The following is a 13,450-nucleotide window of genomic DNA, read 5'->3' as shown; positions in this document are numbered from 1 at the left end:
AATGGCTGAAACCTCCGTCCGCAATTTTAACATCAACTTTGGACCTCAACACCCTGCAGCGCATGGTGTTTTGAGGCTCGTTCTTGAGTTGGACGGCGAAGTCGTCGATCGCGTCGATCCGCATATCGGACTGTTGCATCGCGGCACTGAAAAGCTGATCGAAGCCAAGACCTATCTGCAGGCCGTGCCCTATCTCGACCGGCTCGACTATTGCGCTCCGATGAATCAGGAGCATGCCTTCGCGCTGGCCGCCGAGCGGCTGCTCGGCATCGAGGTGCCGAAGCGCGGCCAGCTGATCCGCGTGCTCTATTGCGAGATCGGCCGCATCATGTCGCACATTCTCAACGTGACGACGCAGGCGATGGATGTCGGCGCGCTGACGCCGCCGCTGTGGGGTTTTGTCGAGCGCGAAAAGCTGATGGTGTTCTACGAGCGGGCCAGCGGCTCGCGCATGCATGCAGCCTATTTCCGGCCCGGCGGCGTCCACCAGGACCTGCCGCAGCAGCTCGTCGAGGATATCGGCACGTGGATCGACCCGTTCCTGAAATCGCTCGACGATCTCGACGCACTGCTGACCGGCAACCGCATCTTCAAGCAGCGCAACGTCGACATCGGCATCGTCTCGCTGGCCGACGCCTGGGCCTGGGGCTTTTCCGGCGTCATGGTGCGTGGATCCGGCGTCGCCTGGGATCTGCGCAAGTCGCAGCCCTATGAATGCTATGCCGAGATGGATTTCGACATTCCGATCGGCAAGAACGGCGACTGCTACGACCGTTATCTCGTGCGCATGGAAGAGATGCGCCAGTCGGCCAAGATTATGCGCCAGTGTGTCGACCTGCTGCTCGGCAAGGAAGGCAGCGGGCCGGTGTCGAACCTCGACGGCAAGGTGGTGCCGCCGAAGCGCGCGGCGATGAAGCGCTCGATGGAAGCGCTGATCCATCACTTCAAGCTCTACACCGAGGGCTACCGCGTGCCGGCCGGCGAGGTCTATGCGGCGGTCGAAGCCCCAAAAGGCGAGTTTGGCGTCTACCTGGTCTCGGACGGCACCAACAAGCCCTATCGCTGCAAGCTGCGCGCTCCCGGCTTCGCGCATCTGCAGGCCATGGACTTTTTGTGCCGCGGCCACATGCTGGCCGACGTCACCGCCGTGTTGGGTTCACTCGATATCGTGTTTGGTGAGGTCGATCGATAAATGTCAGTCCGCCGTCTCGCAGAAGCAAGCCTCCAGCCAGTCTCCTTCGCCTTCAACCGGGCGAATGCGGCAGCGGCGAAGCAATGGATCAACAAATATCCGAAGGGCCGCGAGCAGTCGGCGATCATCCCGTTGCTGATGCTGGCGCAGGAGCAGGAAGGCTGGGTGACCAAGGCGGCGATCGAGACGATCTCCGACATGCTCGGCATGCCCTACATCAGAGGGCTCGAAGTCGCGACCTTCTACACCCAGTACCAGCTCAATCCGGTCGGCACCCGCGCGCATATCCAGGTCTGCGGCACCACGCCCTGCATGCTGCGCGGCTCGGAAGCGCTGATGGATTTGTGCCGCTCGAAAATCCATCACGACCAGTTCCACACCAACGACAAGGGCACGCTGTCGTGGGAAGAGGTCGAATGCCTTGGCGCCTGCGTCAACGCGCCGATGGTGATGATTTTCAAGGATACGTTCGAGGATCTGACGCCGGAGCGGCTTGCCGAGATCATCGACCTCTATGATGCCGGCAAGGGCGCCTCGGTGACGCCGGGGCCGCAGAACGGCCGCATCACCTCCGAGCCGATCACCGGCCTGACGACGCTGAAGAGCGAAAAGGCAATCCTGAAGACGACCCGCGACAAGGACGCCAAGGCAGCCGCCAAGGCCGCCAGGGAGGCAGCGCCAGCGGCAATTGTCGCGGCGCCAGCGGCTCTGGCCCAGGCATCGGCCGGCCCCGTTGCGCCGTCGAAGGCCAGCAAGCCGAAGACCGATGCGCCCGAAACCAGCCCGGCGCTGGAGACGCCTTCTCCGGCAAAGGTCGCACCGGATACGGAAAAGGCGGCGAGCGTCAGAGCGCCGCGGCATTCGGCGGCCAACGCCAACAAGGCCGCGCCGGAAGTCGAAAAGGTTTTGAAACAGCGCAGCGGTCCGATAGTCAAGGCTGAGCCAGCGGCTGCTTTCAAGGCGCCGGAAGCCAAGGGCACGCAGCTCGGCGCTGCCGGTAAGACGGCCGCCGCGAAGACGACCAATGCCAAGCCGACCAGTGCCAAGCCGACCAATGCCAAGACGGGCAATGCCAAGACGGGCAAGCCTTCGCTCGAGGACAAGAACCGTCCGGCCAGCATCGCGAGGCCGGCGCTGGTCGACGATCTCAAGCTGATCTCGGGCGTCGACCCGAAGATCGAAGGCATCCTGCATTCGCTTGGTATCTTCACCTACGCGCAAGTCGCGTCTTGGAAGAAGGCCGAGCGCGAGTGGGTCGATGGCTATCTCAGTTTCCACGGCCGCATCGAGCGCGAAGACTGGGTCAAGCAGGCCAAGGCGCTGGCCAAGGGCGGGGTCGCCGAATATATCCGCGTTTTCGGCAAGAAGCCGGTCTGAGGGACGAACAATGCTTCAGGACAGAGACCGCATCTTCAACAACATCTACGGCCGCTTCGACAAGTCGCTGGCCGGTGCGATGGCGCGCGGCGCTTGGGACAACACGCCGGGCATCATTGCCAAGGGGCGCGACTGGATCGTCAACGAGATGAAGGCATCAGGCCTGCGCGGCCGCGGCGGCGCTGGCTTCCCGACCGGGTTGAAATGGTCGTTCATGCCCAAGCAGAGCGACGGCCGGCCGAGCTATCTCGTCGTCAACGCCGACGAATCCGAGCCCGGCACCTGCAAGGACCGCGATATATTGCGCCACGATCCGCATACGCTGGTCGAGGGCTGCCTGATCGCCGGCTTCGCCATGGGCGCGATCGCCGCCTACATCTATGTGCGCGGCGAGTTCATCCGCGAGCGCGAGGCGCTGCAGCGCGCCATCGACGAGGCCTATGCGGCCAAGCTGATCGGCAAGAACAACACGTCCGGCTACGATTTCGACATCTACATGCATCATGGCGCCGGCGCCTATATCTGCGGCGAGGAAACGGCGCTGCTCGAAAGCCTCGAAGGCAAGAAGGGCCAGCCGCGGCTGAAGCCGCCGTTTCCGGCCAATGTCGGCCTCTATGGCTGCCCGACGACGGTCAACAATGTCGAGTCCATCGCGGTGGCGCCGACCATTTTGCGGCGTGGCGCTGCCTGGTTCTCGTCCATTGGCCGGCCCAACAATGTCGGCACCAAGCTGTTCTGCGTTTCGGGCCACGTCAACACGCCGTGCACCGTCGAAGAGGCGATGTCGATCCCGTTCCGCGAGCTGATCGAGACGCATTGCGGCGGCATTCGCGGCGGCTGGGACAATCTGCTGGCGGTCATTCCGGGCGGCGCTTCGGTGCCGCTGGTGCCGGCGGAGCAGATCATCGATGCGCCGATGGATTTCGATGCGCTGCGCGACCTGAAATCGGGTCTCGGCACGGCGGCTGTCATCGTCATGGACAAATCGACCGATATCGTGAAGGCGATCGCCCGGCTTTCCTACTTCTACAAGCACGAGAGCTGCGGCCAGTGCACACCGTGCCGCGAAGGCACCGGCTGGATGTGGCGGGTGATGGAGCGGCTGGTGCGCGGCGAGGCGCAGAAGCGCGAGATCGACATGCTGCTCGACGTGACCAAACAGGTCGAAGGCCACACGATCTGCGCGCTGGGCGATGCGGCGGCGTGGCCGATCCAGGGCCTGATGCGGCATTTCCGCGGCGAGGTGGAGCGGCGTATCGACGAGTTTTCGCGCAATGCGCACCGGGCAGAGCCGGTGATGGTGGCGGCGGAATAGAGAAGAATTTGAAGCGGGCGATTGCCCGATTGGAATGCGGGCAAGAGCCCGATCTGAAATACGGGCGAATGCCCGATTTGAGGAAACAGGCCGGGGCATACGGAAGAAACGACCAGGAGACTACCTATGTCGCTGAATTCGAGACCCGAACATTTGATGCCAGATTTGGACCCGTTCGAGAAGATGAACCAGGACCTGACCAGGATGATGCCGAAGGAGATGGCCAGCGCCGTCAATCTTCTGGCGCACCCTGTCGCGGGTGCGGCAGCGATGTCGGCGCTCGGCATCGGGCTTGCCAATCATGCCTTTGGGTTGTGGATGGGCGTGCTCTCGGGCGCCGCCGAGGCCTCGCAGCGGCTCTTCCAGCCGATCGTCGGCGATTTCGATGCCAGGGTAGAACGCTTTTCGCAGACAGGGACAAACTCCTCGACCAAGGCGCGCGCGGCGACGAAAACCTTGATCGCCGAGGCGCAGTCCTTCGCCAGGAACGTGAATGACATAGCCGCGAACAGCATGGATGATGCACGCAGCGTGGTGGATGCGGCTGCCGCACCGGCCGGGTTGATGCCGGAGGATTTCAAGCAGCCCAAGGCAATGGATCGTCCGGAAAACCCGGCAGACCTCAAGGCAATATCGGGCATCGGGCCGAAGCTGGAACAGGTGCTGAACGGCTTGGGCATCTGGACCTACGGCCAGATCGCGACATGGACGCCGGAAGAGATCGCCTGGGTCGACGATTATCTGTCGTTCAAGGGCCGCATCGGTCGCGACAACTGGCTTGGCCAGGCAGCGGCGCTGGCCGCAAAGGCCGAGAGGTAGGCGACGCGATGGAGGTCCACGACAGGCGCGATGTTCTCGACGTGCGCAACGCCATCGTCAGCAATTCCAGTTTCGATGACGTCAACATGTCGAACACCCGGTTTCACGACGTCAACCTGTCGGCGGCCAGGATCCACCGCACCAACCTGAGCAACACCAAGGTGGAAGACGCCAATCTTTCGAACGCGTATTTCACCAACGTAAACATGAGCAACGTGAAGATAGAAAACGCGCGGGTTGCGGGCATGATGATCAACGGCATCAGCCTTGAAGACCTGTTCCAGGCATATGAGACGGCGAAGACCGCCGGGGGCAATTGATGGCAAAGCTCAAGGTCGACGGGAAAGAGATTACTGTACCCGACCACTACACGCTGCTGCAGGCAGCCGAGGACGCCGGCGCCGAAGTGCCGCGCTTCTGCTTCCATGAGCGGCTGTCGATCGCCGGCAATTGTCGCATGTGCCTGATCGAGGTGAAGGGTGGGCCGCCCAAGCCGCAGGCGTCCTGCGCCATGGGCGTGCGCGATCTGCGCCCCGGACCAAATGGCGAAACGCCGGAAATTTTCACCAACACGCCGATGGTCAAGAAGGCCCGGGAAGGCGTGATGGAATTCCTGCTGATCAACCATCCGCTCGATTGCCCGATCTGCGACCAGGGCGGCGAGTGCGACCTGCAGGACCAGGCGATGGCGTTCGGCGTCGATTCCTCGCGCTATCACGAGAACAAGCGGGCGGTCGAAGACAAATATATCGGGCCGCTGGTCAAGACGATCATGAACCGCTGCATCCATTGCACGCGCTGCGTCCGCTTCACCACCGAAATTGCCGGCATTTCGGAGCTCGGCCTGATCGGCCGCGGCGAGGACGCCGAAATCACCACCTATCTCGAAAGCGCGATGACATCGGAACTGCAGGGCAACGTCATCGACCTTTGCCCGGTCGGCGCGCTGACCTCAAAACCCTACGCCTTCCAGGCGCGGCCTTGGGAACTGACCAAGACCGAATCCATCGACGTCATGGACGCCGTCGGCTCGGCGATCCGCGTCGATTCCAGAGGCCGCGAGGTGATGCGCATCCTGCCGCGCACCAACGAGGCGGTGAACGAGGAGTGGATTTCCGACAAGACCCGCTTCATCTGGGACGGCTTGCGCACCCAGCGCCTCGACCGGCCATATGTCCGCAAGAACGGCAAGCTGGCCCCGGCAAGCTGGGCCGAGGCTTTTTCCGCGATCAAGGAAGCGGTGTCGAGCACCGCGCCCGACAAGATCGGCGCCATATCAGGCGATCTCGCCGCCGTCGAGGAGATCTATGCGCTGAAGCTGCTGATGGCCTCGCTCGGCTCGAAGAACACCGACTGCCGCCAGGATGGCGCCGCGCTCGATCCGTCGCTCGGCCGGGCAAGCTATCTCTTCAACCCGACCATCGAGGGCATCGAGCAGGCCGACGCGGTGCTGATCATCGGCGCCAATCCGCGCTTCGAGGCGTCCTTGCTCAACGCCCGCATCCGCAAGCGCTGGCGGCTCGGCAACCTGCCGGTCGGCGTCATCGGCGATGTCGGCGATACGCGCTACGATTATGAGCAGCTCGGCGCCGGACCGGAATCGCTGAAGGATTTGGCCGACGGCAACGGCAAGTTTTTTGAGGTGCTGAAGAATGCGACGCATCCGCTGATCATCGTCGGTCAGGGCGCGCTGTCGCGCTCGGACGGCGCGGCCGTGCTCGGCCAGGCGGCGAAGTTCAGCCTGGCCGTCAATGCTGCGAGACCCGACTGGAACGGCTTTGCCGTGCTGCACACTGCGGCGGCGCGTGTCGGCGGTCTCGATGTCGGCTTCGTGCCGGGCGAGGGCGGCAAGAACGTCGCCGGCATGCTGGGCGATATGGACGTGCTGTTCCTGCTCGGCGCCGACGAGATCGACATGGCCAGCATCGGCGGCGCCTTCGTCGTCTATATCGGCACGCATGGCGACCACGGCGCGCACCGCGCCGACGTCATCCTGCCGGGCGCCGCCTATACCGAAAAATCGGGCACCTACGTCAACACCGAGGGCCGGGTGCAGCTGACCAACCGTGCCGGCTTCGCGCCGGGCGATGCGCGCGAGGACTGGGCGATCCTGCGGGCGCTGTCGGATGTGCTGGGCAAGAGATTGTCGTTCGATTCGCTGCCGCAGCTGCGTGCAAAGCTTTATGGCGAATACCCGCATCTTGCCCGCATCGACCAGGTCGCGGCCGGCAATGCCGACGATATCGCCAAGGTGGCGAAGCTTGGCGGGCGGCTTGGCAAGGGCAGCTTCACCTCGCCGGTCAAGGATTTCTACCTGACCAACCCGATCGCGCGGGCTTCCGCAGTGATGGCGGAGTGCTCGGCGCTGGCGAAAAACGGTTTTAGGCAGGCGGCGGAATAGCATGGACACCTTCTTCTCCTTCTACGTGCTGCCGGCGCTGCTCATCCTGCTGAAGTCGGTCGTGCTGATCGTCGTGCTGTTGATCTTCGTCGCCTACATCCTGTACGCGGACCGCAAGATCTGGGCGGCGGTGCAGTTGCGCCGCGGCCCGAACGTCGTCGGCCCATGGGGCACGCTGCAGGCTTTCGCCGACCTTCTGAAGTTCGTGTTCAAGGAGCCGGTGATTCCGTCCGGCGCCAACAAGGGCGTTTTTCTGCTGGCGCCCTTGGTTTCGGCGGTGCTGGCGATCTCGGCCTGGGCAGTGATCCCGGTCAACGAGGGCTGGGCGATCGCCAACGTCAATGTCGGCATCCTCTACGTCTTCGCCATCTCCTCGCTCGAGGTCTATGGTGTGATCATGGGCGGCTGGGCGTCCAATTCGAAATATCCGTTCCTCGGCGCGTTGCGCTCGGCGGCGCAGATGGTTTCCTACGAGGTCTCGATCGGCTTCGTCATCGTCACCGTGCTGCTTTGCGTCGGCTCGCTCAACCTGTCCGACATCGTGCTGTCGCAGCAGGACGGGCTGGGCACAAGGGTTGGCCTGCCCAACACCTTCCTCGACTGGCATTGGCTGTCGCTGTTCCCGATGTTCGTCATCTTCTTCATCTCGGCGCTGGCCGAAACCAACCGTCCGCCCTTCGACCTTGTGGAAGCCGAATCGGAACTCGTTGCCGGCCACATGGTCGAATATTCGTCGACGCCGTTCCTGCTGTTCTTTCTCGGCGAATATGTCGCCATCGTGCTGATGTGCGCGCTGGCCACCATCCTGTTCCTCGGCGGCTGGCTGCCGCCCTTCGACTTCGCTCCCTTCACCTGGGTGCCGGGTCTGATCTGGTTCGTGCTCAAGGTCTGCCTGGTGTTCTTCATGATCTCGATGGTGAAGGCCTTCGTGCCGCGCTACCGCTACGACCAGCTGATGCGGCTCGGCTGGAAGGTCTTCCTGCCGATCTCGCTGGCGATGGTGGTGATCGTCGCCGCGTTCCTCAAGATCACGGGGTTTGCGTGATGGGCGATCCGGCAATCCTGGTGCTTGGCGCCGCTGCTGGCGCCTTGGTGGCATGGCTGACGTCTGTTTTCGCGTTGCCGACTGCGCTGCACATGTTTGGGCGTTCAAAAGGGCTCGGCCTGCCCGTTTCCGTCGAGGAAAAGCAAATGCGCGAGCATTTGATCCGTAGACTCTACCTTGTGGTTTCTCCGCTTGCGTGTGGCGTCATGGGCGCCGCGGTCGCGTTGCAAATGTTTGGGGGTGCTGAATGAGCACGCTGTATCAAGCCGCAAAATCGCTGCTGCTGCAGGATTTCGTCAGCGCGTTCTTCCTGTCGATGCGCCAGTTCTTCGCGCCGAAGGAGACGATCAACTATCCGCACGAAAAGGGGCCGACCAGCCCGCGCTTTCGCGGCGAGCATGCGCTGCGCCGCTATCCGAACGGCGAGGAACGCTGCATCGCCTGCAAATTGTGCGAGGCGATCTGCCCGGCGCAGGCGATCACCATCGAGGCCGGCCCGCGCCGCAACGACGGCACCCGCCGCACCGTGCGCTACGACATCGATATGGTGAAGTGCATCTATTGCGGCTTCTGCCAGGAAGCCTGCCCGGTCGACGCAATCGTCGAGGGACCGAATTTCGAGTTCGCGACCGAGACGCGCGAGGAACTTTATTACGACAAGGACAAGCTCTTGGCCAATGGCGACCGCTGGGAGCGCGAACTGGCGCGCAACATCTCGCTGGACGCGCCGTACCGCTGACATTTGACGCATGGACGGGGCGAGAGGCCTCGTTTAAGGAACACGCGGCTTCGGCACCGGAGGCGGAGCCAAGCCACACATCGAACAGGACGAACATCCTGTTCGGACAGGAACCCGGGGGAACCCATGCTGAATGGACTAGAGGCGGCCTTTTTCTACCTCTTCGCCTTTGTCGCGGTGGCGTCGGCGTTCATGGTCATTTCGGCGCGTAATCCCGTGCATTCTGTGCTGTTCCTGATCCTGACCTTCTTCAATGCCGCTGGCCTGTTCATGCTGACCGGCGCCGAGTTCCTGGCGATGATCCTGCTCGTCGTCTATGTCGGCGCGGTCATGGTGCTGTTCCTGTTCGTCGTCATGATGCTCGACGTCGATTTCGCCGAGATGAAGGAAGGCGCCCTGCAATACGCGCCGATCGGCGCGCTGGTCGGGCTGATCCTGGCGGCTGAGCTGATCGTCGTGCTTGGCGGCTATACGTTCGCGCCGCAACTGGCGGCGACGGTTGCAAAACCCACTCCGGACCTTGCCGCCCGCTCGAACACGGCAGCGCTCGGCGACATCCTCTATACCGACTACCTCTATTATTTCCAGATTGCCGGCCTTGTGCTGCTGGTCGCCATGATCGGGGCCATCGTGCTGACGCTGCGCCACAAGCCGGGCATCAAGCGGCAGTCGATCGCCGCCCAGGTCGGCCGCACGCCGGCAACGGGAATGGAAATCCGCAAGGTCAAGACGGGCGAAGGAATCTGAGATGGTCGTCGGCATCGCACATTATCTGACCGTATCGGCGATCCTGTTCACGCTCGGCGTGTTCGGCATTTTTCTCAACCGCAGGAACATCATCGTCATCCTGATGTCGATCGAGCTGATCCTGCTTGCGGTCAACATCAATTTCGTCGCCTTCTCGGCAGCGCTAGGCGATCTCGTCGGACAGGTGTTCGCGCTGTTCGTGCTGACGGTCGCAGCGGCTGAAGCGGCGATCGGCCTCGCCATTCTCGTCGTCTTCTTCCGCAACCGCGGCTCGATCGCGGTCGAAGACGTGAACATGATGAAGGGTTGACGGAAACCACCATGTATCAGGCCATCGTCTTCCTTCCTCTGCTCGGCTTCCTGATCGTCGGCCTGTTCGGCACGTCGCTCGGCGCCAAGGCGTCCGAATACATCACCTCCGGCTTCCTGGTGATATCAGCCGTGCTGTCGTGGGTCGCCTTCTTCGCCGTCGGCTTCGGCGAGGGCGAGGTGTTCACCGTGCCGGTGCTGCGCTGGATCCAGTCGGGCGGGCTGGAGGCCGCATGGGCACTGCGCATCGACACGCTGACGGTGGTGATGCTGGTCGTCGTCAACACGGTGTCGGCGCTGGTCCACATCTACTCCATCGGCTACATGCATCACGACCCGAACCGGCCGCGCTTCTTCGCCTATCTGTCGCTGTTCACCTTCGCTATGCTGATGCTGGTGACGGCTGACAACCTCGTGCAGATGTTCTTCGGCTGGGAAGGCGTCGGCCTCGCCTCCTATCTGCTGATCGGCTTCTGGTACAAGAAGCCGTCGGCCAATGCCGCCGCGATCAAGGCCTTCGTCGTCAACCGCGTCGGCGATTTCGGTTTCGCGCTCGGCATCTTCGGCGTGTTCGTGCTGTTCGGCTCGGTCAATCTCGGCACCATCTTCGCCAATGCGGCGACGTTCATTCCGGCCGAAGGCGCGCCGGAGGGCGCTGCCGTGCTGACCTTCCTCGGCTATGCGCTCGACAAGCAGGCTGCGATGACCGTCGTCTGCCTGTTGCTGTTCATGGGCGCCATGGGCAAGTCGGCCCAGGTGCCGCTGCACACCTGGCTGCCCGACGCCATGGAAGGCCCGACGCCGGTCTCGGCGCTCATCCATGCCGCCACCATGGTGACGGCCGGCGTGTTCATGCTGGCGCGGCTGTCGCCGCTGTTCGAACTGTCGCATTCGGCGCTGATCGTGGTCACCTTCATCGGCGCCTTCACCGCCTTCTTCGCGGCGACCGTCGGCCTCGTCCAGAACGACATCAAGCGCGTCATCGCCTATTCGACCTGCTCGCAGCTCGGCTACATGTTCGTGGCGCTCGGCGTCGGCGCCTATGGCGCGGCGATCTTCCATCTGTTCACGCATGCCTTCTTCAAGGCGCTGCTGTTCCTCGGCTCGGGCTCGGTGATCCACGCCGTCTCTGATGAGCAGGACATGCGCAGGATGGGCGGCCTCAGAACGCTCATTCCGAAGACCTACTGGATGATGGTGATCGGCACGCTGGCGCTGACCGGCGTCGGTATTCCGGTGACGGTCATCGGCACCGCCGGCTTCTTCTCCAAGGACGCGATCATCGAAAGCGCCTTTGCCGCGCACAATCCGGTCGCCGGCCTTGCCTTCGTGCTGCTGGTCGTCGCCGCCTGCTTCACCAGCTTCTATTCCTGGCGGCTGATCTTCATGACCTTCCACGGCCAGCCGCGGGCGAGCCACGAGGTCATGCACCACGTCCATGAATCGCCGCCGGTCATGCTGGTGCCGCTGTACATCCTGGCGGCCGGCGCGCTGTTGGCCGGCGTGATCTTCCATGGCGCCTTCATCGGCGAGGGCTATGCCGAGTTCTGGAAGGCGTCGCTGTTCACGCTGCCGGAGAATCACATCCTGCACGACATCCACGAAGTGCCGTTTTGGGTGAAGCTGTCGCCGTTCGTCGCCATGCTGATCGGCTTTGCGATTGCCTGGCAATTCTACATCCGCGCGCCGGAAATGCCGAAGAACCTGGCGGCGCAGCATCGCGGGCTCTACGCCTTCCTGCTCAACAAGTGGTATTTCGACGAACTCTTCGACTTCCTGTTCGTGCGGCCGGCAAAACGCCTCGGCCACTTCCTGTGGAAGACCGGCGACGGCACCGTGATCGACGGACTTGGACCGGACGGGGTTTCGGCGCGCGTCGTCGACGTCACCAACCGGGTCGTCAAACTGCAGACCGGCTACCTCTACCACTATGCCTTCGCCATGCTGATCGGCGTTGCCGCATTCGTCACCTGGATGATGCTCTGATGACCGCCTGGCCGATCCTCTCGCTGGTCACCTTCCTGCCGCTGGTTGGTGTGCTGTTCATTCTGCTGATCAATGACGACAGCGAGAATGCCCGCCGTAACATCCGCGCCATTGCGTTGTGGACGACTGGTATCACCTTCATCATCTCGCTGTTCATCTGGACCGGCTTCGACAATGCGGAGCCCGGCTTCCAGTTCGTCGAGAAGTTTGCCTGGCTGGATTCCGGCATCTCCTACCATATGGGCGTCGACGGCATCTCCATGCTGTTCGTCATCCTGACCACCTTCCTGATGCCGCTCTGCATCCTGGCTTCGTGGGAATCCATCGAGAAGCGCGTCAAGGCCTACATGATCGCTTTCCTGCTGCTGGAGACGCTGATGATCGGCGTGTTCTGCGCGCTCGACATCGTCTTGTTCTACGTCTTCTTCGAGGCCGGCCTGATCCCGATGTTCATCATCATCGGCGTGTGGGGCGGCAAGCGGCGCGTCTACGCCTCGTTCAAGTTCTTCCTCTACACGCTGGCCGGCTCGGTGCTGATGCTGCTCGCCATCATGGCGATGTTCTTCCAGTCCGGCACCACCGACATCCCGACGCTCCTGACGCACGACTTCCCGGCCTCCATGCAGACCTGGCTATGGCTCGCCTTCTTTGCCTCCTTCGCCGTGAAGATGCCGATGTGGCCGGTGCACACCTGGCTGCCGGACGCGCATGTCGAGGCGCCGACGGCCGGTTCGGTGATCCTGGCCGCCATCCTGCTGAAGATGGGCGGATACGGCTTCCTGCGCTTCTCCCTGCCGATGTTTCCGATCGCCTCGGAGATGTTTGCGCCGCTGGTCTTCGCGCTGTCCGTCGTCGCCATCATCTACACCTCGCTGGTGGCGTTGATGCAGGAGGACATGAAGAAGCTGATCGCCTATTCGTCGGTCGCCCATATGGGCTTCGTCACCATGGGCATCTTCGCGATGAACCAGGAAGGCGTCCAGGGGGCGATCTTCCAGATGCTGTCGCACGGTCTGGTCTCCGGCGCGCTGTTCCTGTGCGTCGGCGTCATCTACGACCGCATGCACACGCGCGACATCGACGCCTATGGCGGGCTGGTCAACAACATGCCGAAATACGCCACCGTGTTCATGATCTTCACCATGGCCAATGTCGGCCTGCCCGGCACCAGCGGCTTCGTCGGCGAGTTCCTGACGATGCTCGGCGTGTTCCGGGTCAACACCTGGGTGGCGTTCTTCGCCGCAACCGGCGTCATCCTGTCGGCGGCCTATGCGCTGTGGCTGTATCGCCGGGTGATCTTCGGCGCGCTGACCAAGGACAGCCTGAAAGGCCTGCTCGACCTGTCGACGCGCGAGAAGGTGATCATCTACCCGCTGGCCGTGCTGGTCATCTTCTTCGGCGTCTACCCGGCGCCGGTCTTCGACGCGACCGCCGCATCGGTCAAGGCGCTCGTCACCAATGTCACCGCATCCATCGACACCGCGCAGACCGCGGCGGCGAACTGACCCGAGAGGTTTGCG

At 62.9% G+C, this 13,450-nt stretch carries 13 protein-coding genes; all 13 read left to right on the top strand.

Going from position 1 to position 13,450, the window contains the following annotated elements:
- Position 1 precedes the first annotated feature (1 nt).
- Positions 2-1,192 (top strand): NADH-quinone oxidoreductase subunit D, encoded by a 1,191-nt coding sequence (locus tag AC0L2M_RS04405; RefSeq protein WP_027156090.1) that lies wholly within the window; start codon positions 2-4, stop codon positions 1,190-1,192.
- Entirely contained in the window at positions 1,193-2,569 is a 1,377-nt protein-coding gene (nuoE, locus tag AC0L2M_RS04400) for an NADH-quinone oxidoreductase subunit NuoE (protein WP_473534128.1), read from the top strand. It abuts the gene before it with no gap.
- Positions 2,570-2,579: 10 nt separating this feature from the next.
- Positions 2,580-3,884, top strand: a complete 1,305-nt coding sequence (gene nuoF / locus AC0L2M_RS04395) for an NADH-quinone oxidoreductase subunit NuoF (protein WP_027156088.1) — start codon at positions 2,580-2,582, stop codon at positions 3,882-3,884.
- 126 nt (positions 3,885-4,010) lie between these two features.
- Positions 4,011-4,703, top strand: coding sequence for an NADH-ubiquinone dehydrogenase (locus AC0L2M_RS04390; RefSeq protein WP_473534127.1), 693 nt, complete (start codon positions 4,011-4,013; stop codon positions 4,701-4,703).
- 8 nt (positions 4,704-4,711) lie between these two features.
- Positions 4,712-5,023: a pentapeptide repeat-containing protein gene (locus AC0L2M_RS04385; protein ID WP_473534126.1), complete on the top strand. Its 312-nt coding sequence runs from the start codon at positions 4,712-4,714 to the stop codon at positions 5,021-5,023.
- Positions 5,023-7,104, top strand: a complete 2,082-nt coding sequence (nuoG, locus tag AC0L2M_RS04380) for an NADH-quinone oxidoreductase subunit NuoG (protein ID WP_473534125.1) — start codon at positions 5,023-5,025, stop codon at positions 7,102-7,104. Before AC0L2M_RS04385 ends, nuoG begins: the two co-directional genes overlap by 1 nt.
- A 1-nt stretch (position 7,105) precedes the next feature.
- Positions 7,106-8,149, top strand: coding sequence for an NADH-quinone oxidoreductase subunit NuoH (nuoH, locus tag AC0L2M_RS04375; RefSeq protein ID WP_023798860.1), 1,044 nt, complete (start codon positions 7,106-7,108; stop codon positions 8,147-8,149).
- Positions 8,149-8,400 (top strand): hypothetical protein, encoded by a 252-nt coding sequence (locus AC0L2M_RS04370; RefSeq protein ID WP_091594332.1) that lies wholly within the window; start codon positions 8,149-8,151, stop codon positions 8,398-8,400. Before nuoH ends, AC0L2M_RS04370 begins: the two co-directional genes overlap by 1 nt.
- The gene (nuoI, locus tag AC0L2M_RS04365) at positions 8,397-8,888 is read left to right on the top strand and encodes an NADH-quinone oxidoreductase subunit NuoI (protein WP_091594334.1); all 492 of its coding nucleotides are present in this window, start codon (positions 8,397-8,399) and stop codon (positions 8,886-8,888) included. Before AC0L2M_RS04370 ends, nuoI begins: the two co-directional genes overlap by 4 nt.
- Before the next feature lie 126 nt (positions 8,889-9,014).
- A complete protein-coding gene (locus AC0L2M_RS04360; RefSeq protein WP_023798862.1) occupies positions 9,015-9,635 on the top strand; it encodes an NADH-quinone oxidoreductase subunit J in 621 nt (206 codons plus the stop codon).
- Between the two features lies 1 nt (position 9,636).
- The gene (gene nuoK, locus AC0L2M_RS04355) at positions 9,637-9,945 is read left to right on the top strand and encodes an NADH-quinone oxidoreductase subunit NuoK (protein ID WP_023798863.1); all 309 of its coding nucleotides are present in this window, start codon (positions 9,637-9,639) and stop codon (positions 9,943-9,945) included.
- 11 nt (positions 9,946-9,956) lie between these two features.
- A complete protein-coding gene (gene nuoL / locus AC0L2M_RS04350) occupies positions 9,957-11,930 on the top strand; it encodes an NADH-quinone oxidoreductase subunit L (RefSeq protein WP_473534124.1) in 1,974 nt (657 codons plus the stop codon).
- The gene (locus tag AC0L2M_RS04345) at positions 11,930-13,435 is read left to right on the top strand and encodes an NADH-quinone oxidoreductase subunit M (RefSeq protein WP_091594338.1); all 1,506 of its coding nucleotides are present in this window, start codon (positions 11,930-11,932) and stop codon (positions 13,433-13,435) included. The genes nuoL and AC0L2M_RS04345 overlap by 1 nt, the downstream gene beginning before the upstream one ends.
- The last annotated feature ends 15 nt before the right edge of the window (positions 13,436-13,450 follow it).

Source organism: Mesorhizobium sp. WSM4806 (assembly GCF_055811635.1).
Note: the sequence above shows the minus strand (reverse complement) of the source record. Positions and strands in the feature narration are given on the sequence as shown.